Source organism: Candidatus Paceibacterota bacterium, from assembly GCA_028711505.1.
GTDB lineage: Bacteria > Patescibacteriota > Minisyncoccia > JAHISW01 > Tagabacteraceae > JAQTSC01.
In genome coordinates, this window is sequence record JAQTSC010000001.1 from 22,460 (window position 1) to 47,498 (window position 25,039).

19 protein-coding genes and 2 tRNA genes are annotated in these 25,039 nt (G+C 42.3%); 16 read left to right on the plus strand and 5 right to left on the minus strand.

Annotated features, from left to right (window positions below):
• The first annotated feature begins 53 nt into the window (after positions 1-53).
• From PHC85_00090 to lepA, 3 genes are read left to right on the plus strand one after another with little or no spacing between them, the layout of a single operon-like run.
• Positions 54-1,733, plus strand: coding sequence for a lipid II flippase MurJ (locus PHC85_00090; GenBank protein MDD5032511.1), 1,680 nt, complete (start codon positions 54-56; stop codon positions 1,731-1,733).
• Between the two features lie 11 nt (positions 1,734-1,744).
• Positions 1,745-2,389 (plus strand): prepilin-type N-terminal cleavage/methylation domain-containing protein, encoded by a 645-nt coding sequence (locus tag PHC85_00095; protein MDD5032512.1) that lies wholly within the window; start codon positions 1,745-1,747, stop codon positions 2,387-2,389.
• Positions 2,390-2,449: 60 nt separating this feature from the next.
• A complete protein-coding gene (gene lepA, locus PHC85_00100) occupies positions 2,450-4,246 on the plus strand; it encodes a translation elongation factor 4 (protein MDD5032513.1) in 1,797 nt (598 codons plus the stop codon).
• A 129-nt stretch (positions 4,247-4,375) separates the two neighbouring features.
• Here lepA and PHC85_00105 read toward each other — a convergent pair whose 3' ends face one another.
• Positions 4,376-4,732, minus strand: coding sequence for a hypothetical protein (locus PHC85_00105; GenBank protein ID MDD5032514.1), 357 nt, complete (start codon positions 4,730-4,732; stop codon positions 4,376-4,378).
• On the opposite strand from PHC85_00105, the gene PHC85_00110 reads away from it, so the two are divergent.
• From PHC85_00110 to gyrB, 5 genes are all read left to right on the plus strand, one after another.
• Positions 4,733-5,023 carry a hypothetical protein gene (locus tag PHC85_00110; protein ID MDD5032515.1) on the plus strand — a complete coding sequence of 97 codons (291 nt, stop codon included), beginning with the start codon at positions 4,733-4,735 and terminating at the stop codon, positions 5,021-5,023.
• 1 nt (position 5,024) lies between these two features.
• Positions 5,025-5,095, plus strand: a tRNA-Gly gene (locus tag PHC85_00115).
• A 217-nt stretch (positions 5,096-5,312) separates the two neighbouring features.
• Positions 5,313-6,017, plus strand: coding sequence for a phenylalanine--tRNA ligase subunit alpha (pheS, locus tag PHC85_00120; protein ID MDD5032516.1), 705 nt, complete (start codon positions 5,313-5,315; stop codon positions 6,015-6,017).
• A 3-nt stretch (positions 6,018-6,020) separates the two neighbouring features.
• Positions 6,021-7,973, plus strand: coding sequence for a phenylalanine--tRNA ligase subunit beta (pheT, locus tag PHC85_00125; GenBank protein MDD5032517.1), 1,953 nt, complete (start codon positions 6,021-6,023; stop codon positions 7,971-7,973).
• Positions 7,974-7,976: 3 nt separating this feature from the next.
• Positions 7,977-10,034 carry a DNA topoisomerase (ATP-hydrolyzing) subunit B gene (gene gyrB / locus PHC85_00130; protein MDD5032518.1) on the plus strand — a complete coding sequence of 686 codons (2,058 nt, stop codon included), beginning with the start codon at positions 7,977-7,979 and terminating at the stop codon, positions 10,032-10,034.
• Between the two features lie 193 nt (positions 10,035-10,227).
• Here gyrB and PHC85_00135 read toward each other — a convergent pair whose 3' ends face one another.
• From PHC85_00135 to PHC85_00145, 3 genes are read right to left on the minus strand one after another with little or no spacing between them, the layout of a single operon-like run.
• A complete protein-coding gene (locus PHC85_00135; GenBank protein MDD5032519.1) occupies positions 10,228-10,839 on the minus strand; it encodes an MFS transporter in 612 nt (203 codons plus the stop codon).
• Positions 10,840-10,864: 25 nt separating this feature from the next.
• A complete protein-coding gene (thrS, locus tag PHC85_00140; GenBank protein ID MDD5032520.1) occupies positions 10,865-12,640 on the minus strand; it encodes a threonine--tRNA ligase in 1,776 nt (591 codons plus the stop codon).
• 5 nt (positions 12,641-12,645) lie between these two features.
• A complete protein-coding gene (locus tag PHC85_00145; protein ID MDD5032521.1) occupies positions 12,646-15,861 on the minus strand; it encodes a DNA polymerase III subunit alpha in 3,216 nt (1,071 codons plus the stop codon).
• A 395-nt stretch (positions 15,862-16,256) separates the two neighbouring features.
• Here PHC85_00145 and PHC85_00150 point away from each other — a divergent pair, with 395 nt between their 5' ends.
• The 8 genes from PHC85_00150 to PHC85_00185 all read left to right on the plus strand — a co-directional run bounded on the left by PHC85_00150 (position 16,257) and on the right by PHC85_00185 (position 24,290).
• A complete protein-coding gene (locus tag PHC85_00150) occupies positions 16,257-16,847 on the plus strand; it encodes a ribonuclease HII (protein ID MDD5032522.1) in 591 nt (196 codons plus the stop codon).
• Positions 16,844-17,950, plus strand: coding sequence for an FAD-dependent oxidoreductase (locus tag PHC85_00155; GenBank protein MDD5032523.1), 1,107 nt, complete (start codon positions 16,844-16,846; stop codon positions 17,948-17,950). The genes PHC85_00150 and PHC85_00155 overlap by 4 nt, the downstream gene beginning before the upstream one ends.
• 49 nt (positions 17,951-17,999) lie before the next feature.
• A complete protein-coding gene (locus tag PHC85_00160; protein ID MDD5032524.1) occupies positions 18,000-19,262 on the plus strand; it encodes a cysteine desulfurase family protein in 1,263 nt (420 codons plus the stop codon).
• Positions 19,263-19,265: 3 nt separating this feature from the next.
• Positions 19,266-19,724, plus strand: a complete 459-nt coding sequence (locus PHC85_00165) for an iron-sulfur cluster assembly scaffold protein (protein ID MDD5032525.1) — start codon at positions 19,266-19,268, stop codon at positions 19,722-19,724.
• On the plus strand, positions 19,714-19,944 hold the full coding sequence (locus PHC85_00170) for a NifU family protein (GenBank protein MDD5032526.1): 231 nt from the start codon (positions 19,714-19,716) through the stop codon (positions 19,942-19,944). Before PHC85_00165 ends, PHC85_00170 begins: the two co-directional genes overlap by 11 nt.
• A 196-nt stretch (positions 19,945-20,140) precedes the next feature.
• Positions 20,141-21,412: a trypsin-like peptidase domain-containing protein gene (locus PHC85_00175; GenBank protein MDD5032527.1), complete on the plus strand. Its 1,272-nt coding sequence runs from the start codon at positions 20,141-20,143 to the stop codon at positions 21,410-21,412.
• 57 nt (positions 21,413-21,469) lie between these two features.
• Positions 21,470-24,184 carry an AAA family ATPase gene (locus PHC85_00180; protein ID MDD5032528.1) on the plus strand — a complete coding sequence of 905 codons (2,715 nt, stop codon included), beginning with the start codon at positions 21,470-21,472 and terminating at the stop codon, positions 24,182-24,184.
• Between the two features lie 18 nt (positions 24,185-24,202).
• Positions 24,203-24,290, plus strand: a tRNA-Tyr gene (locus tag PHC85_00185).
• Positions 24,291-24,425: 135 nt separating this feature from the next.
• Here PHC85_00185 and PHC85_00190 read toward each other — a convergent pair.
• Positions 24,426-24,968: a hypothetical protein gene (locus PHC85_00190; protein MDD5032529.1), complete on the minus strand. Its 543-nt coding sequence runs from the start codon at positions 24,966-24,968 to the stop codon at positions 24,426-24,428.
• Positions 24,969-25,039: the final 71 nt, after the last annotated feature.

Consider the following 25,039-nt stretch of genomic DNA (forward strand, 5'->3'; position numbering starts at 1 on the left):
TATTGTTTTGAAATCGGAAGATTTTTTATGAATTTTTGCGTTTATGAACACAAATGATGCAGCGTCTTTTCAATTTTCTGAATAAAGAAGTAAACGGCTTGCATCAAGCGGCTTTTCTTCTGGCCTTCGCGTCTATCGGCGCGAAGGTTTTGGCTATTTTTCGCGACAGGCTCTTGGCCGCTAATTTCGGCGCGGGGAACGAACTTGATATTTATTATGCAGCCTTCCGTCTTCCCGATTTTATCTACGTAGGCTCTTTGTTTTTTGTTTCTCTTACTTCGCTTATTCCTTTTTTTATTGAAAAGAAGAAAAAATCCGCCGAAGGCGGACATAATTTCATAAACGAAATTTTTACCGTTTTTCTTGCGTTTATGGTTTTTTCGGCCGGCGTTTGTTTTTTTGCCGCTCCGTTTTTGACGGATTTAATCGCTCCGGGATTTTCCGAAGAATCAAAACGTCTGCTTATCCAATTCACGCGCATTCTTCTTCTCTCTCCGCTTTTTCTTGGATTATCCAATCTTGTTTCGGGAGTTATCCAATCGTTCAACAGATTTTTCATTTATTCTTTAAGCGGTGTTTTGTATAACGCGGGTAGTATTTTAGGTTTGATTATTCTCTATCCGAAATTCGGCATGGCCGGCGTCGTTTGGGGGGTAGTGATAGGCGCCGCGCTCCATTTTTTGATACAAGTGCCTTCTCTTGTGAACTTGGGTTACGTGCCAAAAATTTCTTTTAATATACGCTGGATCGAAGTCTGGAAAGTCATCTGGAATTCTTTTCCGCGCACTCTTAGCCTCACGTTAAACCAGATTGTTCTTTTGGTTCTGACCGCCATCGCTTCTTTTCTGGCGAGCGGAAGCATCTCCATGTTCAATCTTGCTTCAAATCTTCAGGCTATTCCGCTTACGGTAATCGCTTTAAGTTATAGCGTCGCGGCTTTTCCGGCTCTTGCGAGAAATTTTATTGAAAAGCAGAACGGAAAATTTCTTTCTTCCGTTGTCGCGTCTTTTCGCCATATCCTTTTTTGGCTTTTGCCTTTTTCGGCCTTGCTTATTGTTTTGAGAGCGCAGGTGGTCAGGTCTGTTTTAGGGGCCGGCGCTTTCAGCTGGACGGATACCAGGCTTACTGCCGCGGCATTGGCGCTTTTTTCTTTTTCGCTTTTCGCCCAAGGGCTTATTTTGCTTTTTTCGCGCGCGTTTTATGCCGCTGAAAGAAATAAAGTGCCTTTGCTTGTGAACCTTTTTTCTTCGGTTGCCACGATTTTTTTCGCCGCGATTTTTATATGGATGCTTCATTCTTGCGTTTTTTTCCGTTCTTTTTTGACGGGTGTTTTAAGAGTCGAAGATGTTTCCGGCGCCGCTTTTTTGGCTCTGCCCTTGGCTTATTCTTTGGGAAGCGTCTTGAATTTTTTCCTGCTTTTTTGGGCTTTTGAAAAAGAGATAGGCTCTATTTCCGAAGCGCTTGAGGGAATTTGGCAGATCGTCTTGAACGCTTTTTTCATGGCATGCGTCGCCTATTTGGGACTTAATATTTTTGATGATTTTTTTGACCTTGATACTTTTTTCGGTATTTTTACTCAGGGATTTTTATCGGGGCTTTTGGCGTTTCTCTTCGGGTTTTTCCTCTTGAGGCTTTTAAAAAACAAAGAGCTCAATGATTTGACCATTTCTTTTAAAAACAGAGTATTTAGAAAATTTGTCATCAAGCCGGAACCCGAAGAAATACATGAATAGATTTTTATCATATGTTTTTTAATCACAAAAAAAAGACGGGGTTTACGCTTATTGAATTGATGGTCGTTATTGCCATCTTGGGGATTATTTCTTCTTTGGTGCTGTCTTCAATAAGCAGCGCCAGGCGGACATCTCATGATACAAAAAGGGTGGCGGATTTAAAAGAAGTTTCAAAAGCGCTTGCTTTTTTCTACGACGTAAACGGTACTTATCCTTATCGTTTTTCTCAGGAACTGGAATTAAATTGGGGAGTAATGCTTGATGATTTGGCAGCGGCTGGTTTTATTTCCTCGGCGGATTTTTACGATAATCCTTCATCGGCCCAAGCGCCGAAAGGCATAAGTTTTTTGGTCAGAAAGGCGGAATCTGCTATGCCTCCTCCGGCCGATCCTTTTGGCGACTACAATACCGAGATTCAAGACCCGCTATATCCTTCCCAAAGTTATGGTTATATGGTTTCTCCGGACGGCGATAACTATCGTTTAAGGGCGAAATTGGAAAATCAAGACAGCGCGTATTTCGATAACAGCTTGGAAGGTTATTTCTTATTTCCTTTTTTCGCGACAGGAGATACGGCTTGCGACAAAAGTTTAAATTATTATTGCATAGGTCCGGCCGGCAATTTTGAACCGCGCTATGTAGGACCCTTTTATTAGAATTTGTTATTTTTGAAAAACCGCCTTTAAAAAAGGCGGTTTTTCTGCTCTAATAGATGAATGGCTGAAAACCAAAAAAATATCAGAAATTTTTGCATAATCGCTCACATAGACCACGGCAAGTCCACTTTAGCCGATCGTTTTTTGGAATTGACCGCCACTATTGAAAAAAGAAAGATGCGCGAGCAATTTTTAGACCAGATGGATCTTGAAAGGGAGAGAGGAATTACCATAAAAATGCAACCGGTGCGAATGAATTATCAAGTATCCGCCGTCAATTATCAGATGAACTTGATTGACACTCCGGGGCATGTCGATTTTTCTTACGAAGTTTCCCGCTCGCTTAAAGCGGTTGAGGGCGCCGTGCTTTTGGTGGACGCCACGCAGGGCGTTCAAGCGCAGACAGTCACCAATTTGGAAATGGCCAAAGCTTTAGGGCTCGTCATTATTCCAGTGATAAACAAAATAGACAGTATTAATGCCAGGGTTTCCGAAACAAGAAAAGAAATAATTGAAGTTTTACACTGCGATGAAAAAGAAATTTTAGAGATATCCGCGAAAACCGGAGAGGGCGTCAGTGCGCTTTTGGAAGAAATAATTAAAAGAATTCCATCGCCTCCAGCGAGCGAAGAATCATTTCGCGCTCTTGTTTTTGATTTTGATTATTCTTTGCATCGCGGTGTTATTTTGTATATCCGCGCCACTGACGGAGAAATAAAAAAAGGAGATTCCGTTTTTTTAAGGCAGGCGGGAGTGAATTTTCAGGTTGCGGAAACGGGAATTTTTATGCCCGAAAAAAAACCGGTTGAGCGTTTAAAAAACGGAGAAATAGGGTATGTGGTTACCAATATAAAAGAAGCGAATATCGGCAGGGTTGGCGATACCTTGCTTTCAAAATTCGGTTCGCTTCCGGCACTGGAAGGGTACAAACAGCCTTTTCCCGTTGTGTGGGCAAGTGTTTTTCCCGAATCGCAGGATAGTTTTGAATCGTTGAAACAGGCTCTTTCCCGGCTGAAACTTTCAGACAGCGCTTTTGCTTTTAGTGAAGAAGAAAGCGGACTTTTGGGCAGGGGTTTTCGCTGCGGTTTCTTGGGGCTTCTTCATCTTGAGATTGTCGTTGAGCGCCTTAGGCGCGATTTTGGCCAGCAGCTTGTCACCGCGTCTCCGAGCGTTGTTTATAGAGTTGAAACGAAAAAAGGAGGAACAGTTGAAATTTATTCTCCGGCTCTTTTTCCCGAACACCATGAAATAATAAAAATTTTTGAGCCGTGGGCGGCGATAAGCATCATAACTCCGAATGAATTTCTAAATGAAGTAATGCAGATTTTAAACAGAAGAGATGCTGTAATCGGATACACCGAAGATTTCGGCAGTTCCAGACTTTTGGTTAAAGCGGAGATGCCTCTTCGCGAGATGATGGATAATTTTTTTGAAGAAATGAAAAGCGCCACATCGGGCTACGCTTCTTTCGGTTATGAAGTAGTTTCCGAAAAAGAAGCGGACGTTGTGCGAATGGATGTTTTGCTAAACGATGAAATAATTCCGGCTTTTTCAAGAATAGTAAAACGGAGCCGGGTTCAGTCGGAAGCGCAAAAAATTGCCAAAAAATTGAAAGAAGTTTTGCCGCGCCAGCTTTTTGTCATAAAAATTCAGGCAAGGGCGCTTGGCAGAATTTTAGCGGCTGAATCGATTACGGCCTTAAAAAAGAATGTTACGGCTCATCTGTACGGAGGAGACAGGACAAGAAAAATGAAATTGTGGCAGAAACAAAAAAAAGGAAAGAAGCGGCTTAAAGAATTCGGCAAAGTTTCCGTGCCTCACGAAGTTTTTTTGAAGATGATTAAAAACGAGAATTAGTTTTTTAAAAATCTAGCCATGGTCAGTTTGGCTGCGTCCGGAGACGCCGAGCTTGGGCTTGTCAATGAGCAGAACTCTTGACAAGGAAGGCGTTGAGGACGAGCAAGCGGCCGCCGGAGTCGCGCGGCGTCAGCCAAAATGATTATGGCTAGACATTTGAATTTGGTTTTGTCCCTTTATGCCAGAAACGGCACAAATAGATAAGCCACCATGGCGAGTACCGCAACGACGCTTATGACCATCCAAATCGCTCTGCTGATTTTTTGGTTTTTCTTTGAAAATAACATGGTATATTTTATTGTATGATGAAGATATGTGCCCTGTTAAAAATCCAAGACCTAAAATTTGACGGGGTGCCGTTAAAAGAAGAATAACACGATGAGAGAGTTTCAGCAAAGACGGCATTTTAGGAATATTGTTTTCTCCCGGGTGTCTTTCGCGGTGTTTTTTTGCCTTTTGGGTTTTTTGTCTTTTTCCGTTTTTCAAATGTATAAAAGAAGCCAAAATGCCTCGTTGAGAAATGATGAGATATCCCGTGAGATAGAAGAACTTCAAAAAAAGAAGGAAAATATGAGTGCGGCGATAAACAGGATGGAAAGCGGCGTTGGCATAGAAGAAGAACTAAGGGAAAAATTTCAAGTAAAAAAGCCCGAAGAGGAATATGTCGTAATTATTGACGGCAATAATCAGCAGGGAATTCAAATGGAGGAAAACGGAGAGGTTAGCGAAGAGAAAAGTTTTTGGAGTGTTTTTTTGGATTTTTTCAAGATATTTTAATGCGGGTATAGTTTAGTGGCAGGATGGCTGCTTCCCAAGCAGCAGGCGGGAGTTCGATTCTCCCTACCCGCACAGAATGAGACTTTTTAAGTCCCAAGGTTCTAGACGTTTGCTGGCGTGAAATTCTATAGAAACTTTTTTGAAATTGAACAGTGGGGGCGGTCTGAAAATGACCGCCTTTTTTTGCGGAAATCAATCAAATTATGCCAAAAATTAGCGAATAATCCACTTGTTTCCGTCTGTTTTTTGCGGTAAAATTTAGATATCTTTTAGATTGGATTTGTCGGATATGAATAAAGGAAAAAGGGCTATAAATAAGGGGCATTTGCACCCTTTATCTATTATTATGAGACAGATGACTGATATTTTTCAGTCATTGGGTTTTGAAGTTGTTTTGGGTCCGGATGTGGAAACTGAACATTATAATTTTGACGCGCTTAACGTGCCCAAAGATCACCCTGCGCGCGATATGTGGGATACTTTTTGGCTAAAGAATGGCCAGCTTTTGAGAACCCATACTTCGCCAATGCAAATCCGGTATATGGAAAAACATCAGCCGCCTTTTCAGATTGTTGTACCCGGCAGAGTTTATCGTTATGAAGCGACCGACGCTACCCACGAAATACAATTTTATCAGCTAGAAGGATTAATGATCGGCAAGGATATAAATTTGGCAAATCTAAAGGGAGTTTTGGAAGAGTTTTTTAAAAAATTGTTTAACAAAAAAGAAATTGATATTCGCTTTCGTCCCAGTTATTTCCCTTTTACCGAGCCCAGTGTTGAAGTTGATATGAAATTGGATAATAAGTGGCTGGAAATTGCCGGCGCTGGGATGGTACATCCGCAAGTATTGAAAAATGTAGGAATTGACCCAAATGAATGGCAGGGTTTTGCTTTTGGCGTCGGCATAGACCGTGTCGCGATGATAAAATATAAAATTGACGATATCAGATTGTTTTATGGTAGCGATATGAGGTTTCTTAAGCAATTTTAGATCATGGAGTTTTCTTATAATTGGCTACAATCTTATTTTGACAAACCGCTACCCGAGCCGGAAAAACTGGTTGAGCTTTTGACTTTTCATAGTTTTGAAGTTGAGGGGGTGGAAACTCGTCAGACCGCGAAAGGAAGCGATTGCATTTTAGACATAAGTATTTTGCCGAATCGTGTTGCTGACTGCGCTTCACACTTGGGTATTGCCCGGGAAATATCCGTTTTTACCGAGACTGCTTTAAGCGCTGCCGGAAGCAAGCCAAAAACAAATTCACAGCTTAATACGAATGATTATGTTGCTCTTGAAGTTGAAAAACCGGACTTGTGTCCACGCTATATCGCTTTACTTGTTAAGGGAGTAAAAGTCGGCCAGTCTCCGGAATGGCTTCAAGAAAGGTTATCATCCGCCGGCCAGAAATCCATAAACAATATAGTTGACGCGGCTAATTATATTATGCTTGAAACGGGGCAGCCATTGCATGCTTTTGATCTTGCGAAAATCGGCAAAAGAAAAATTGTCGTAAGAGCTGCCAAAGAAAAAGAAAAAATTATGACTTTGGACGGTAAACTGGTTGAAGTTAGCCTTGCGGATTTGGTTATTGCCGATGGCGATGGTGAAGCGCTTGCCATAGCCGGGATAAAGGGCGGTAAAAAAGCGGAGATAACAGAAGACACTAAAGATATAATCATAGAAGCGGCCACTTTTAATCCTGTGGCGATAAGAAAAACTTCACGTCGGATAAATTTAAAGACAGACGCGTCTCTCAGGTTTGAGCACGGACTTTCTTTGTTTTTGCCGGAAATGATTATGGATAAAATAGCGCGGTTGGTGCAGGAAATAGCCGGCGGCGAAGTTGCCGCAAACACAATTGATTTTTGTCCTGTTAAGCCAGAAAAGACAAGGATTATTTTAAATGAAAAAGACACTTCAAAAATTTTAGGCATTGAGATAGAAATAAAAAAGATGTCCGCGATTTTGGAAAAATTAGGTTTTAAAGTTGAAGAAGCCGGTGAAGGAGTGCTTGCGGTTTATCCGCCAAACGAAAGAACCGATATGAATATAAAAGAAGATTTGATTGAAGAGATCGGAAGAATTTACGGTTATGAAAATATTACCGCTAAATTGCCCGAAGAAATAAAAATCAAACCGGAGATAAACGAAGAGTATGCTTATTCAAATTGGATACGGGGAATTTTGGCTGATGCCGGTTTTTCCGAAGTTTATAATTATTCGTTTTGGAAAGAGGGCAAAATAGAAGTTGAAAATCCCAAATCGCCATATACAAAATACTTAAAAACATTTTTGCGCCCAAGGTTAGTGATGAATATTGAAGAAAATTTCAAAAATTTTGAAACGGTAAGATTATTTGAAATCGGCAAAGTTTTTTCTCCCCGTGAAGATACGCATGTCGCAATCGCGATAGCGGATAAAAAAGGGAAAATAGACATCAAGGCTGAATTAAAAGGCATTGCCGAAAAATTATTTATCGATAACGCGGAGATTTACATGGAAGAAAATGTCCGTTTTGACTCGCGCCAAGCGAAGCAGGTTTTTGAGATTGATTTGAAACTAATTATTGATGCCGCTAAAGAAAGAGGAATTAATCCTGAAAAACATCCCGGATTTGAAACAGAAGGTTTTGAATACAAACCGTTTTCCAGATATCCGGCTATCGTAAGGGACGTTTCTCTTTTTGTTCCGTCAGACGCTCACATTGAAGAAGTGGCGGATAAAATAGAAAATACCGGAGGAGAACTATTGATGGACACCGATTTGTTCGATGAATATGCGCCGCCGGGCGAAGACAAAAAAAGCCTGGCTTTTCGCTTGGTATTTCAAAGTTTTGATAAAACTTTAAAAGATGAGGAAGTGAACGCAATAATGGAAAAAATAATTAAAGCGCTAGAGTCGAATGAAAATTGGGAAGTCCGACGTCAAGTCGGAACTACAGAATAAAATATGGCAAATAACAATAACAGCAATAACAATTATACCGCGAAAGATATTTATGTTCTTGAAGGGCTTGAGCCGGTAAGAAAGAGGCCGGGAATGTATATCGGTTCGACTGGCATAGACGGCTTGCACCATTTGATATGGGAAGTCGCCGATAATTCCATCGATGAAGCGATGGGCGGATACGCAAAAAATATAGAAGTAGTTTTGCTTCCCGGGCATCAGGTAAGAGTGGTTGACGATGGCAGAGGCATTCCTGTGGACATTCATAAACAAACAAAAACTTCGGCTCTGGAAACAGTTCTTACTACTTTGCATGCCGGCGGAAAATTCGGGGGAGAATCGTATAAGATTTCCGGCGGGCTTCACGGAGTCGGCGTTTCCGTGGTAAACGCTTTATCGAAAAATTTGAGAGTGGAAGTTTGCCGCGACGGATATTTGTGGGTTCAGGAATATAAAAAAGGCAAACCTTCTTACAAAGTTAAAAAAACCGGCAAATGCGAAGGTTCCGGAACATCAGTCACTTTTGAACCTGACCCGGAAATTTTCGGAGACAAAGCCGGCGATATGCCGGATTACGATTGGAAACATATTTTAAGCCATCTTCGGCAGCAAGCGTATCTTGTCAAAGGTCTCAAGCTAACGGTTAAAGATCAGCGCGAAAAAGATTCTCATCTTTTTAAGGAATATTCTTTTTATTTTGACGGAGGAATAAAATCATACGTGTCTTATTTGAACAGGGATTTGAAGCCGGTGCATTCTTCTGTTTTTTACGCGCACAGGGACGTTCCCGAAAACGAAATGGTAGTTGAGATGGCTCTTCAGTATACCGATGACCTTCAGCCCAGAGAAATGAGTTTTGCCAACAATATATACACGGCTGAGGGAGGAATGCACCTTACGGGATTTCGCACCGCGCTGACCCGTACGCTTAACGATTACGGCAGGAAAAACGGATTCATAAAAGACGCCGACGGAAATTTTTTGGGAGATGACGTCCGCGAAGGGCTTACGGTTGTCCTTTCGGTAAAAATCAGAGAACCGCAGTTTGAAGGCCAGACAAAAGCCAAACTTGGAAATCCCGAGGCCCGCACTTCCACGGAGAGCGTTTTTGGAGAAACCTTCGCCGAATTTTTGGAAGAAAATCCTCAGGATGCAAGGCAGATGATTGAAAAAGTTCTTTTGGCTTTGCGCGCCCGCAAAGCGGCAAAAGCGGCAAAAGAAAGCGTTTTAAGAAAAGGCGCTCTTGAAGGACTGACGCTTCCCGGAAAACTGGCCGATTGTTCCTCAAAAGACCCGGAAGACAGCGAACTGTTTATTGTTGAAGGAGATTCCGCCGGAGGTTCGTGTAAACAGGGAAGAGACAGAAGATTTCAGGCGATACTTCCTCTCCGCGGTAAAATTATGAATGTGGAGCGAGCGCGTTTTGACAAAATGCTTTCGTCAAAAGAAGTCAAAGCGCTTGTCATCGCTTTGGGCACTGCCATTGCCGATGATTTTAATATCGCGAAATTGCGCTATAACAAAATAATAATTGCCACAGATGCCGATGTTGACGGCAGTCATATAAGGACGCTTCTTTTGACTCTTTTTTTCAGGTATTTCAAGCCTATCATTGAAGGCGGATTCTTGTATATTGCCCAGCCTCCGCTTTATAAAATTCAATTTGGGAAGAATATAAAATATGCTTACGATGATGCCGAGAAAGATAAATACGTCGCGGAAATCGCGAAAACCAGAAAAGAAAAAGCGGAGGTAAAGGCCGAGGCGGAAGAAAAAGAGGAAGAAGAATCAAAAGAAGAGACAGCCGAGGAAGAAGAAACCGAAATGGACAAAAGATATTCGGGGATAGTTATCCAGCGCTATAAAGGCCTTGGAGAAATGAATCCTCCTCAACTATGGGAAACGACGATGGACCCGAAAAATCGCGTGCTCAAAAAAGTTTTTATTGATGAAGCCGAAGATGCGAATAGGACTTTTGATATCTTGATGGGAGAGGAGGTGGCTCCGAGAAAACTTTTTATTCAGACGCATGCCAAGACTGTTGAAAATCTTGATATTTAAATTATGCGGGCCGACCTTGGCGAGCCTCGCCCTTTTGTCCTGATTTTTTGGAACAAAAGGGCGGGCGCCTTGATAGGGTTTGCTGACACCAATCAGCGAATGGAGGTTTGACTCCTTCCAATGCCCGCTCCATTTTAAATTAAAAGAACCGGAATTGTCCGGTTCTTTTAATTTAATTTTTCAGTTATGGATTTTATGATTCCAGCTCCGCCGCTTTTATCACCCGGCCTTTCCGGATTTTTTTGTCAAAAAGGAACAAGAGAAAAATTCCGATTAAATATATAAATCCGCTTATCACGAAAATCGGCTGGAATCCGAATTTTTCCGCAAGAACTCCCGCCAAAAATCCGGAAAGCGCTATAACCGCGCCTGTTATCGAGACCGAGATGCTCCATTCCATGTTTTCCTGGTTTTTGTCTATGTGTCTTGAAAAAAATCCGTACCACGGGGTGTAAGCGAAGGCTCCTCCGATGCCCATCATTGTTTGAATGGCATAAATATGCCAGTTTGTTTTCGCAAAAAGAAAAAGAAATGTGCAGATGGCATAAAGGCTAAAACCGAGAACCATTGAATAATAATCGTCTTTTTCGCCCCTTTTTTTGTCCAGAAAATATGCCAAAGGAACGCGGAAAATGGATTTTACAATCCAGTATATCGCGACTGCGGTTCCGGCAAGCTGTATATTTCCTCCTTCTATTGAATCAATAAGAAATATCGCGAAAATCGGCGTGACAAACCCGGCCGCCATTTCAAAAAAAGAATCTGACGCGATAAGAATTTTGATTGTTTTATTTACTGAAATCATAATCTGTGTTTTTTTGTTTGGTTTTTTACCTTTTCTCTTCTATCTCCTTTTTTATTTTATCCAAAAACTCGTTAATCTTTAAAACCGATTTTTCGCCTTTGCGCGGCCTTACTGCCACGCTTTTATCTTTTTCTTCTTTTTCTCCGACAACAAGAAGGTAGGGAATTTTTTGCAGTTCCGCGTTCCTGATTTTTTTGCTTAAGGTTTCGTCGTTTTCGTCAATTTCTGCGCGTATTCCAGTCTCAAGAAGTTCTTTCAAAATATCGCGTCCATATTCGTTGAATTTTTCGCTTAGAGGAATAATTTCCGCTTGCACCGGCGCGAGCCACAAGGGAAATGCGCCGGCAAAATGTTCTATGAGTAAAACTAAAAATCTTTCGTAAGAACCTAAAACGGCGCGATGCACCATTACAGGATTTTCTTCCTTTCCTTTTTCGTTTATATAAGTAAGGTTAAATCTTTTTGGCGTGGCAAAATCAAGCTGGACAGTCGGGATTTGAATTTCTTTGCCCAGCGCGTCCTTAAACATAAAATCAAGTTTGGGGCCGTAAAGCGCTGCTTCGCCTTCGCATTTTTTTGCGTCTAGGCCCATTTCATCTGATATTTCTTGAAGCATTTTCTCGCATTTGTCCCAATCTTTCGGTTCACCAATATATTTTTCTGGATGTTCATAGTCACGCACAGATAAAGATACCCAATGTTTGCCCCACATACCAAGCGCGCTATAGAATTCTTTTATAATATTTACCATATTAATCATTTCTTGTTTTACTTGGTCTACTCTGCAGAAAGAATGTCCGTCTTCAACAGTTATGGCATATACTCTTGATAAACCGCCGACTTCTCCGGTTTTTTCAGCGCGGTATTGCTTGTCTGATTCCATGTATCTGATTGGTAAATCTCTGTAAGACCTGGTTTTTGATGCGTAAATTTGTGTTTGGTGCGGGCATTGGACCGGTTTAAGAACAAAGTTATGTTTTTTTTCGGAAGAAACGTGAAATAATTCGTCGCCAAATTTTTTAGCGTGTCCAGATATTTCAAAAAGTTCTATTTTTGATAATGACGGAGCCGAAACTTTTTTGAATCCGTAATTGCGGCATACGGTTTCAATATGTTTTTTTAATTCGTCAATTATTGCCACGCCTTTAGGGGTATACAAGGGTAGACCTGGACCGACCAAATCTGAAAAACAAAAAAGGTCTAGTTCTTTACCCAATTTGCGATGGTTTCTTTCTTCTGCTTCCTTGACCTGTTTAAGATAATTGTCTAGTTCCTCTTTTGTCTCAAAAGCGACGCCATATATGCGGGTGAGCATTTTGTTTTTTTCGTCCCCTCGCCAATAGGCGCCAGCAATCCTTGTCAGTTTAAAAGCTTTCGGATTTATTTCTTTCGTTGAATTTATGTGAGGTCCTGCGCAAAGATCCGTAAATTTATTTCCCGTGTGGTACACGGAAATATGCTGTTCTTTTTGTTTTTCTTTGATTAGTTCAATTTTGAATCTCTGTTCTCGAAAAATTTCTCTTAATTTTTCATAATCTTTACTTTTCTTTAAAGAAAATAATTCCTTTTTGAAGTCTAGTTTTTGAGATATTAGATTACGCATCTTTTGTTCTATTTCGGGTAGATCATCTGATGAAATATTTTTTGGCAAAAGAAAATCGTAATAAAAACCGTTTTCAACACTCGGTCCGATGCCTAATTTGGTTCCTGGCTGTGTTTCTAAAACCGCCATCGCCAAAATATGCGATAAAGAATGCCTTTTTGTTTCTATGTCCGTTGGTTTATTTTTTTCTTTTGCCATCTTTTTTATATTTTCACTTCTCTTATTTCTTCTAAAATAATACTCGGCTCGTTGTTGCGCGAGCTCGTCTTTCCCTTTATTATAACGCATCCGTCGGTTTTTAGAAGACTCCCAAAATTATTCAGTGTTCTGGGAAAAACCACGGCTTCAATTTCACCAGTGGAATCCATAAGTTTTAAAAACGCCATAGGTTCTCCTTTTTTAGTCATAATTTTTTTTATTTCTGACACCATGACTATCATCATTACCGGCGTTTCGCCCCGGAATTTTTTTACCGACGCGATTCTCAGTTTTGCTCGGTTCATTGCGTTTCTGTATTTGTCCATCGGATGTCCGGAAACATAAATTCCCAAAAATTCTTTTTCCCACACGAGCTTTTCTTCAAGGCTTGCCGGCTCCGCCGGCGACATTTTCAGCACGCTTGCTTTTAGTTCGTTTCCAGCCATTGCGAAAAGAGAAGCTTGGTTTGGAGAATTTCCGTTTACCGCATCCTTGTGGTATTCGAGCATTTTTTCCAGATTCAAAAGCAGAGTGTTTCTTTCGCGGAAGCCGTCAAGCGCTCCGGCCTTTATAAGCGATTCAAGTGATTTTTTATTGATATCTTTGGTAGGGATTCTTTCCAAAAGGTCTTCAACCGATTTAAAAATTCCGCCGCGCTTTCTTTCCTCAATCAGTGTTTTTACCACGTTTTCGCCCACGTTTTTTATGGCGTGGAGTCCGAAGCGTATGGAGTTTTTTTCTTCTGTCTGCGCGGAAGGGTCTGTTTCTTTTACCAGGGTAAAGTCGCTGAAACTTTCATTTATATCCGGCGGCAGTAATTTTATGCCCATTTTTTTGCATTCCGCTATCATTTCGGAAATTTTATCCATATCTCCCGATTCACAAGTCAAAACCGCGGTCATATATTCGCCGGGATAATTCGCTTTCAAATACGCTGTCTGGTAAGCCACGATGCCGTAACTTGCCGCGTGCGCTTTGTTGAAGCCGTATCCTTTGAAAGGATCAAAAAGTTTCCATAATTCTTCCGCCTTCTTTTTGGAGAGCCCGCCGTGCGTTTGGCAGCCTTCAATAAAGATTTTTTCCTGCGCCGCCATAACTTCGGGGATTTTTTTACCGATTGCTTTTCTGAATTTATCTACGCTGTCCCAGTTATATCCTGCCATCTCAATCGCTATAAAAAGCACGTCTTCCTGGTAGGTAACAACGCCATAAGTGCCGCCGAGAATTTTCTCAAGGCGCGGGTCAAGATATGTTATCGGTTCTTCGCCATGTTTTCTTTTTATATATGTCGGAATATTAGCCATGGGGCCGGGACGGAAAAGCGCAATCATGGCCATTATCTCTTCTATTGTTGTCGGCTTGAGTTCTTTCAGATAACGGGTCATGCCCGAACCTCCGAGCTGGAAAAGGCCTCCGGTTTCTCCTCTTCTTAAAAGTTCAAAAGTTTTTTCGTCGTCAAGCGGAATTTTTTCGAGGTCCAATTTTCCGCCGCGTATTTTTTCTATAAGTTTTTTCGCGAGTCCGAGTATGGACAGGTTTCTTATTCCGAGAAAATCCATTTTGAGAAGACCGATATCTTCAACCGCGTGCATGTCGTATTGCGTGATGATTTTTTCTCCCTTCGGTTCGTATTGAAGCGGCAGATATTCCTGAAGAGGTTCCGGACTGATGACAACTCCGGCGGCATGCACGGATACGTGCCGCGCCCCTCCTTCTATTTTTTGCGCCAAATCAAGAATTTCTTTCGTTTCCTTTTCGGACTCGTAAGCCTTTTTTAATTCGGTGTTTATGGTCATCGCTTTCCTGATACTCATAGGAAATCCTTGGGAACCCATGGGAATCATTTTGGCAATGCGATCACCCGTTGCGTAGTCGTGATTCAACGCTCTGGTTATGTCGCGCGCCGCGGCGCGCGCCATCATTGTTCCGAACGTGCCGATCTGGGCTACTTTGTCGTATCCGTATCTTTGTTTGGCGTATTCTATTATTTCGTCCCGCCTGTCGTCGGCAAAGTCCATGTCTATGTCGGGAGGCGAAGGTCTGTAGGGATTTAAAAATCTTTCAAAGGGCAGCCCGTATCTTATCGGACTGACGTTGCTTATCCCGACAAGAAATGACACAAAAGATCCGGCAGCCGAACCTCTTGTGTTGGTGATAATTTCTGTTTCGCGGGCATGATTTACGAAATCGGAAACAATGAGAAAATACGGAGAATAGCCCTTTTTGGATATTACTTCCAGCTCGTAATCCATCCGTTTTGTAATTTCATCGCCGGCTCCGTCGGGAAATTTCTTTTTCAGTCCTTCAAGGGCTTTTCCTCTCAGGTGTTCGTCGGCGGTTTTTCCGGAAGGAATTTCAAATTTAGGGAAAATCCATTCGCCGAGCTTTAATTTTGTGTCTGTCATTTCCGCGATTTCAACCGTGTTTTTTGTCGCTTCGGGCAAATCTCTGAAAAGGTCGAGCATCTCTCTTGTGCTCCTGAAAGAATAATCGTCATTGCTCATGCTTAGCCGGTCTTTGTCTCCGAGTGTTGTGTTTGTTTGTATGGCAACCAGCGCGTCTTGTGCCAAAGCGTCTTCTTTTTTTAGATAATGAATGTCTTGAGTGGCGACAAGGGGAATTCCGGTTTGTTTTGAAAGTTCCACAAGCCGGCTCATTGCGAGATTGTGGTTTGGAACTCCGGGGTGATGGCTTATTTCTATAAAAAAAGAATCTTTACCGAAAATATCGGCGTACCCGGCGGCCGCTTCTTTCGCTTTCCCGTAATTTTCGCTTAACATAAGGCGCGGTAATTCTCCGGCCAGACACGCTGACGCGCCGATTATCCCTTTTGAATGTTTTGAAAGAGTGTCCTTGTCTATTCTGGGTTTGTAATAAAAACCCTCCAGATGGGAAATACTTACAAGTTTCAGCAGATTTTTGTATCCTTCTTCGTTTTTTGCCAAAAGAAGAAGATGATACGGTTTTGTGTCTATGCTGGCTTCTTTTTGTGAAAGTGAACGCGGGGCTACATACATTTCAACTCCTAGCACGGGTTTTATCCCGGCCTTTTGGGCTTTTTTGTAAAATTCAATCGCGCCGTGCATGTTGCCGTGGTCTGTAAGAGCCAAGGCGGGCATGGCGTTTTGGACAGCTTCGTTTACAAGATCGTCAATTTTAGCCAGGCCGTCTAAAAGAGAATAGTGGCTGTGGGTGTGAAGGTGTACGAATTTTTCCGGCATTAATTTATTTTATCCGATTTTCATTCTTCCCGCATTATTGACCCTTTTGAAAGTCTTATGCGAAATATATTTTGGAAAGGCTGAAATTGTCCACAGGCTTGGAATTGAAGTTTTTTACCGGTTTGTTAGCCTTTAATTAGGCAATGTTCTTTTTTGCCTATCGCCTCGGGATTCCGAAACAAGGGGTTATTATCCCAATGACAAACCTTTGGATGAAAAATGGAGGGTTGCTATGAATGTATTTAAACGTTTTTCAAGGGGAAATTGCCTATAGGGCGCATCAGTCTGTGAAGGGGGGCAAGGCCCTGCGTTTTATGCGCGGGGCCTGTTTTTATGACTATAAAAACCCCTAAAGGGGGCTTTTTTCGTTTCGCGAAGAAAGGTAAAATAAATAAATGGTTTTAGTGAAAAAACATATAGTTATTGCCATAGATGAAGCGGGAAGAGGGCCATTGGCCGGTCCGATCAGTGTCGCGGCGGTAGCCGCGAACCAAAACGAAAAGTTTAAAGCGAGAAATGCGAAATTATTGAAAGGAATCAAAGATTCCAAAAAACTCAGCGAGAAACAGCGCGAGGAATGGCTGAAAAAAATTAAAAAGAATTTTGAATATCAAGCCGCGATGGTCGGCCAAAAGACCATAGATAAAATCGGCATTAGCCGCGCGACAAAGCTCGCCGTCGGCAGGATATTGAACCGTTTCAATAAAAAACCCGACATTGTTCTTCTTGACGGTTCACTTTTTGCGCCCAAAATTTACAATCAGAAAACTATTATAAAAGGGGACGAAAAAATCCCGCTTATTTCCGCCGCGTCCATTATCGCGAAAGTGCGAAGGGACAGAAAAATGGTCCGGCTTCACAAAGAATATCCGCAATATCATTTTGATGTCCATAAAGGATACGGCACGAAATTGCATTATAAAATGCTCAAAAAATACGGAATCTCTCCTCTCCACAGGAGGAGTTTTTTAAAAAAGCTGAAATGAATCCGATCAAAAAAAGAATTGTCATAATCGGCGGAGGTTTTGGCGGAATAGCCGCGGCGAAGAAAATTTTTGCTTCAAAAAAGACGCGACGAATTTTTGACGTAATCCTTGTGGAAAAAAAAGATTACCAGCTGTTTTTCCCGTCGCTTTTTAAAGCGGTGTCTTCTTCCGAGTCGCCCACAAAGATTTTTTCCGTCTGCGCCGTGAAGCTGGCGGACATTTTTAAAAATCAGAATTTGGAAATAATACCGCAAGAAGCGGATTCTATTTCTTTCGAGGGAAATTATATTCTTGCCAAGGAAAAAGGTTCCGTGAGGAAAAAAATTACCTATGATTATTTGGTTGTGGCGCCAGGTTCCGCTCCTCGCGTTTCTGGCCTGGCTCTTTTAAGTTTTGATTCGGCGATGAGGATAAGAAGCGAAATAGAAGCGATTTTTAAAGCTAAAGCGAAAAGAGAGAAAGTTAAAATAGCCATATTGGGGGCCGGACTCACTGGGTGCGAATTAGCCGGTTTTTTGAAAGATTTTTGCGAAAAAATGTCAAAAATGTACGGGCATCCAAAACAGATGGCCAGAATATTGATAGTAGAAGCGTCAGGCGGCATTCTGGGTTTTTTGCCTTCGCGACAACAAAATTCGGCGCGGGAATTTTTGGAAAAAAACGGAGTTGAATTTATTTTGAACCGCAAGGCGGACGATGAATTTTTGAAAGACGAAAAACCGGATATCGTTATCTGGGCCGGAGGCGGAACCCCTTTGCGTTTAGGAGAATATGAAATCGGGCCTGACTTGCTTGTAAAAGGCGCGAAAAACGTTTTTTCCATAGAAGCGAAAAGCGCGCAGGACGCGATAGCGCAGGGAAAACACATAGCGGAAGAAATTTTATCTTTGGAAAAAGGAAATTCGGTAAAACTTTACATGGCGGCAAAGAGTTTATATGTGGTTGACCTTGGCAGAAAATTTTCAAGTTTTATGATAGGACCTTTTGTGTTGAAAGGTTTTTTGTCAAAATTTTTCCATCTTGCGGGTTTTTTTCTGTATTTTTGGAAAACGGTGTCGTTTTTCTACGCTATTGACTGGCTCAAAGCGTATAATAAACTTTAGTATTGATGTGGTAAGCGAATTATTTTTAGATTTTGTCGGTAATCACTTTATGAAAATACAAAAAAGAATTTATCTTGACCATGCGGCGGCAACTTATATGGACAAACGTGTTGAATCCGCGATGAAGCCGTTTTGGTCAATAACTTTCGGTAATCCTTCTTCTGTTTACACCGAAGGGAGAGAGGCTAAAGCCGCGGTTTCTCAGGCGCGAGAGAGGGTCGCGAGAATTTTGGGTTGCCGGCCCGATGAAATAATTTTTACGGGAGGCGGAACCGAAGGCGATAACATGGCTGTTTTGGGTGTTGCAAGACATTATAAAAAACAAGGCCATACCTACCGGCAGGCAGGTAATCATGTTGTTGTGTCGGCAGTTGAACACGAAGCTGTTTTAAATTCTTGTGAAGCGTTAAAAAAAGAAGGTTTTGAAATCACTTTTATCAAACCGGGAAAAGACGGAGTCATAAATCCTAAAGACGTTGAAGCGGCTTTAAAACCGGAAACGATTTTGGTTTCAATCATGTATGCGAATAATGAAATAGGAACGATTCAGCCGATACCGGAAATTGCGAGAATAATCGGCAATTTCAGAAAGAAAAAAACTATCGGCCAGTCTTTGGTTCCGGGCAGTTTGGGAGCGGTTTTGCCGCTTTTTCACACGGACGCGGTGCAAGTTCCGCTTTACCTTGATTTAAATGTCCAGAAGCTCGGGGTGGATCTTATGACATTAAACGGCTCAAAGATATACGGACCGAAAGGGAGCGGGGCGCTATATGTAAGAAGAGGAGTAAAAATAGAGCCGATAATTTACGGTGGCGGTCAGGAAATGAAAATAAGGCCGGGAACTGAAAGCGTGGCAGGAATAATCGGTTTTAGCCGTTCTTTAGAGCTGGCGGCTGAAGGCAGGGGAAAAGAAGCAGTTCGGCTTTCTGTTTTGCGCGATTACTTTATCAAAAAAATAACTGAAAAAATTCCAGAAATTATAATAAACGGTTCTTTGGAAAAAAGATTGCCCAACAACGTGAATATCTCGGTTATGGGTGTTGAAGGAGAATCCGCGGTGCTTTATCTTGATGATAAGGGCGTTTCCTGTTCAACCGGTTCGGCGTGCAGTTCTGACAGCCTTGAACCGTCGCATGTCATTAAGGCGCTCGGCGTACCCGATGAATACGCTCATGGTTCGCTTCGTTTCAGTATGGGGAAAGCAACACAGAAAAAAGATATGGATTACGTTTTAAAAGTTTTGCCGGAAATAGTCGAACGTTTAAGAAGCATTTCAGCTTTGGACACGAGAGCTTATAAAATCAGAAGATAGAGTATGATTAAAAAAGTCAAAACAAAAAAAATTGACGTGGCAAAAAAAGGGAAAACTGGCTGGCAATATTCTGAAGCGGTAAAAAACCATTTTTTCCATCCTAAAAATGTCTTGCTTAAAGACCCGAAGCCCGGCGAATACGACGCAGAGGCTGTTATCGGCGCTCCTGTGTGCGGAGATGTGATGAGAATGTGGGTTAAAATTGACAAAAAAACCGAAAAAATCAAAAAATTGAAATGGCGTACTTTCGGATGCGCCACGGCTATCGCTTCCACTTCTGTTTTTTCAGAAATGATTACGGAAAATGGCGGGCTTAAAATAGAAGAAGCGCTTAAAATAAAACCGGACGATATTGTAAAAAAATTGGGAGGAGTGCCTGACAGAAAAATACACTGTTCGGTTTTGGCAGACCAGGCGTTTAAAGAAGCGATAAAAAATTACAAGGAAAAACATGGAAAATAAAATAAAAGAGACGATTAAAAAAGAAGTTTCTCCTGTTTTGGAACAGCACGGCGGATTTATAGAGTTCGCCGGGTTTGACGAAGAAAAAGGAATAGTAAAGGTAAAACTCGGCGGCGCGTGCGCTTCTTGTCCTTATGCTTCATCTACCCTGACAGAAATAGCGGAAAAAGTTCTTAAGGAAAAATTTTCGGAGGTAAAGAAAGTGGAGAATATCGGCTGATTTTTTAATCCACTCGGACTATAGCCATTTTGGTTGTCTTCGCTTTTTGCGTTTTTTCTGTCGGACTTCTAAACCGCAACTTTTTTTGCTAAAATTACGTATTATATATTAATAACAAGCTTTCAGTTTCGGCTGGAAGATTGAGGCGTTTTAAAGAGCCAATTAATCAATAATAAAAAACAATTAGAATTAAAATATGCAGAATTTAACTCATTCTCAGTTTATACTTTTGGTTCTCCTTGTGAGCTTCGTAACTTCTCTTGCCACGGGCATTGTTACCGCAACATTGGTAAACCAGGCGCCTTCTCCCATAACGCAGACAGTGGGAAGGGTTATAGAAAAAACAATTCAGACCGTTTCTCCTTCTTTGGGGGAAGCGATACCGGAAAAAGAAGTCGTGAATGTTATAACTCAGGAAGAGCTGATTATTAAATTGGTCAAGAACGTTTCTCCTGCGGTTGTGAGCGTTATTGCCACAAAGGATATTCCCGTGATTGAAGAGTATTTCGTTAATCCGTTCGGAAACGACCCGTTTTTCCAACAAATTTTTCCGGAAGGATATGGCGTTCCCCAATACAGGCAGAATGGAACGGAGCAAAAACAAGTTTCCTCCGGTTCAGGATTTTTTGTGTCTTCTGATGGAACAATTTTGACCAATAAACATGTTGTTTCTGACGCGGCCGCTTCTTACACCGTGGTTACCAATGACGGTAAAAAATACGACGCGAAAATTTTAGCGAGAGACCCTTTGCAGGATGTTGCCATCTTGAAAGTTGAAGGCGAAGGGTTTCCGTTTGTGGAACTCGGGAATTCTTCATCTCTTGAAGTCGGGCAGACGGTTGTGGCGATAGGCAATACTTTGGGCGAGTTTCAAAATACAGTTTCCGTCGGCGTGGTTTCCGGGCTTAACAGAACAGTCAGCGCGAATGATTCTTCCGGACAAACCGAAACGCTTCAAAATGTCATACAGACCGACGCGGCAATTAATCCGGGAAATTCCGGAGGCCCTCTTCTTGATTTGAATGGAAGGGCAATAGGGATAAATACGGCATTGGCGCAAGACGCGCAAAGCGTGGGGTTCGCGCTTCCGATAAATTTTGCAAAGAAAGGAATTACCGACGCGAAAGAGTTCGGCGAAATTCGCTATCCGTTTTTGGGAATAAGATATGTTCCGGTAAGCGATGCCATAAAGAAAGAAAAAAATTTGAGCGTTGACAGCGGGCTTCTCATCGCGAGAGGAACGGATGGTTCCGAGGCTGTTATGAAAGGCAGTCCGGCGGATAAAGCGGGTCTTAAAGAAGGAGATATTATTCTTGAATTTAACGGAACAAAAATCAACAAAAACATCACGCTTAACGAACTGCTTTCCGGATTAAGAGTCGGCGATAAAATTATGCTGAAGATATTAAGAGGTAAAGATACCCTTGACGTTGAGATAACCCTTGACGAAAGGCCTAAAAATTTGTAAAGTAATTCGGTCATTGGTTTTTATCTAATTGAAAAATCGATAATTTTAAATTGATTTATGCTTCCATTTTCAAATTTTACTCAAAAAGCGCAGGAGGCGATACGCAAAGCGCACGAACTGGCCATGGAGCGCGGGCAAAGCCAAATAGACACGCTGCATCTTTTGGCGGCGCTTATACTCCAGGACGACGGAGTTATTCTTTCCGTTCTTGAAAAACTTGAGGCGGATGTCGGTTATCTTACGGATTCCATCCTTGAAGAGCTTGAAGAGCTCAATAGAGGTGGAACATTTACGCAATCATTTCAGGTTTATCTTACTCCCGATTTGGGACGGGTTTTTGAATCGGCGTATAAAGCTTCGCAGACGCTTGGTCAAAATTATGTTTCAACCGAGCACCTTTTTCTCGGTCTTTTGGATATTCCTTCCCGCGCCAAAGAAATATTGAATAAAAATCGTGTTGATAAAGAACTGGCGCTAAACGTTTTAAAAACCGTAGGCGGCGAGAGCCGCGTTCATGACGTGAACGAAGGAAAAAAATTCAGAGTTTTGGAAAAATATTCAAGAAATCTCACCGACCTGGCGCGTCAGGACAAATTAGATCCTGTCATCGGCAGAGAGGAGGAAATAAGGCGCATAATGCAGATACTTTCGCGCAGAACGAAAAATAATCCGGTGCTTATAGGAGAAGCCGGAGTCGGCAAAACCGCCGTTGTGGAAGGTTTAAGCCAAAAAATCGCGCAAGGCGACGTTCCGGAATCTCTTAAAGACAAAGAAGTAATTTCTCTTGATCTGGGTTCGCTTGTCGCGGGAACCAAATATCGCGGAGAATTTGAAGACAGGCTGAAAGCGGTGATGAAAGAAATAGAACGCGCCAAGGGCAAGGTCATCCTTTTTGTGGACGAACTTCACACGCTTGTCGGCGCCGGAGGCGCCGAAGGAGCCATCGACGCTTCAAACCTTATGAAGCCGGCTTTGGCGAAAGGCGAACTTCGCGCCGTTGGGGCGACTACTCTCAAGGAATATCAAAAATACATAGAAAAAGACGCGGCGTTAACTCGCAGGTTTCAGCCGGTCTATGTTGATGAACCGACGCAAGAAGATACCGTATCTATTTTGCGCGGAATAAAAGAAAAATACGAACTTCATCACGGAGTCCGCATTACCGACGCGGCGATACAGGCGGCGGTTCATCTTTCAAGCAGATATATCACCGATAGATTTTTGCCCGATAAAGCTATCGACCTTTTGGACGAATCGGCTTCGGCATTGCGCCTTGAATTGGATAGCATGCCTAAAGATTTGGAAAAAGTTCAGAAAGAAATCAGGCGGCTTGAAATAGAAAGAGAAGCGCTGAAAAATGAAGCCGAAGGAGAATCCAGGATTAGGACCAAAGCCGAGACGGCGAAAGCAAAGCAGAAAATTAAAAATATAGAAAAAGAAATCAGCGACCAAAAAGAGCGCACTTCTTCTCTTGAGCTTAAGTGGAAAAACGAAAAAGAAACAATTTCTTCGATAAGAAAATTAAAATCGCGCTTGGAATCTTTGCGGCTCGAAGCGGATTCGGAAGAGAGAAAAGGGAATTTAAACAAGGTTGCGGAAATTCGATACGGCTTGCTCCCGCAGTCGGAAAAAGAATTAAAAAAAGAAGAGTCGCGCCTTAAAAAACTTCAGACTTCGCGCAAAGTGCTCAAAGAAGAAATAACGGAGGAGGAGATTGCCGACGTCGTCTCCCGGTGGACGGGAATTCCCGTTGTTAAAATGCTTGAAACCGAAGCACAGAAACTTCTCAAAATGGAAGATGATTTGAAAAAACGCGTGGTGGGCCAGGACGAGGCGGTTTCAAAAATATCCAGCGCCATAAGAAGATCGCGCGCCGGAATCGCTGACATGGAACGGCCGATAGGTTCTTTTATGTTTTTGGGCCCGACAGGAGTGGGAAAAACTGAACTTGCGCGCGCGCTTGCTGAATTTATGTTTAATGACGAGAAGGCGCTTATTCGCGTTGACATGTCGGAATTTATGGAAAAACATACGGTTTCCAAGATAATAGGTTCGCCTCCGGGATACGTGGGCTATGAAGAAGGAGGACAATTAACCGAACTCGTAAGGCACAGACCTTATGCCGTCGTTCTTTTTGACGAAATTGAGAAAGCGCACCCGGAAGTTTTTAACATAATGCTTCAAGTGCTTGATAACGGAAGGCTTACTGATTCAAAAGGCAGACATGTGAATTTTAAAAACACGATTCTCGTGATGACTTCCAATGTCGGTTCCGAATTCGTAAAGCAGATGGCGCGCATCGGTTTCAGTTCGGGCGACGGAAGGGCCGGAGAAGAGGAAAATCTTAAAGATAAAATCAACCAGGCGCTTGAGTCGCGTTTCAGGCCGGAGTTTTTGAATCGTCTGGATGAAATAATTATTTTCAATTCTCTTTCAAGGGAGCATTTAAGAGAGATTGTGAAAATTCAGATTCAGGATGTGGTGAAGAGGCTTAAAGACAAGGAAATAGGATTTGATATTTCTCCCGAGGCTCTGGATATTCTCGCGAAAGAAGGGTTTAATCCCGAATACGGAGCGCGTCCTCTAAGACGTCTTATACAGACTAAAATTTTGAATCCGGTTGCTGAATTCATAATTTCCGCTAGAATTTCTTCAGGAGGCATTGTTTCCGTCCGTGCGGAAAAGGGAGAGCTGAAAATAGACACGGTGTCTCCCAAAAGAAAAGTTTCTTCTTCGGGGCGGGTCAGAAAAGAACAAAAATCCGTCGTCTAAAATTAAACGGCGGTTCAAGCGGAGATGGCAGAGCGGTCAATTGCAATGGTCTGTAAAACCATCGCCTTAACTGGCTACGGAGGTTCGAATCCTCCTCTCCGCACCATTGAGGAAATTGCAAGCAAGAGGGCTTCGCCTTGCTTCGCTCGGCGGCCATTTTGTATTGAATTTTCGGGTACCAAAAAGTTCCGCTGTTTAGGCGGAACTTTTTGGTGATATAAAACAATTTCTTTTTTAGTTTTTACTCAGCAACTTCCACTATCTCCATGGTCAGATTTTTCACCCCGAAGCACATCGCGTCCTGCCTTGTGGGCATCCAGACATCGACTTTATGACTGTTTTTTCTTGCCATTCTGTCTTCAACAACGAAGACCTTGTCGCCGAATACTTCCGGAAGACGCACTTTTGTGCCGAATTCCAGAAAATTAGCCGCCACTATTCCGTCCCTTGTTTCCGTTCCCATCGCCGTTTCAAACGGCGTGTCATCGGTCTGGTCAGGAGTGCTGGAATAAGCGGTAACGACAATTTCTCTTGTTTCTATTATTTTGGGAGCCGGAGGCTCCGGTATCGCCTCTGGCGTCTTCTCATTGGTTTTGTTCTCTTCGGCGTTGGCCGTAAAGATTATTGCTTTGATGCTGGCTAAAGCCATCATTACCGGTTCTCTGTGTTCGGGCGATACTATATCTTTTATGGAGAAAGCCTGGGCCGGAGCCGCGGAAGTAAATATAAATCCTGCGAGCGCCATGCCTTTTGCCACGTTGGTTATCTTTCCGAATCTAATCATACACCGTATCTGCTATCGCGTTAAAAAGTCGTTTGTATTCTTTTTCAGAAATGCTTGGCTGTTTTTGCCTC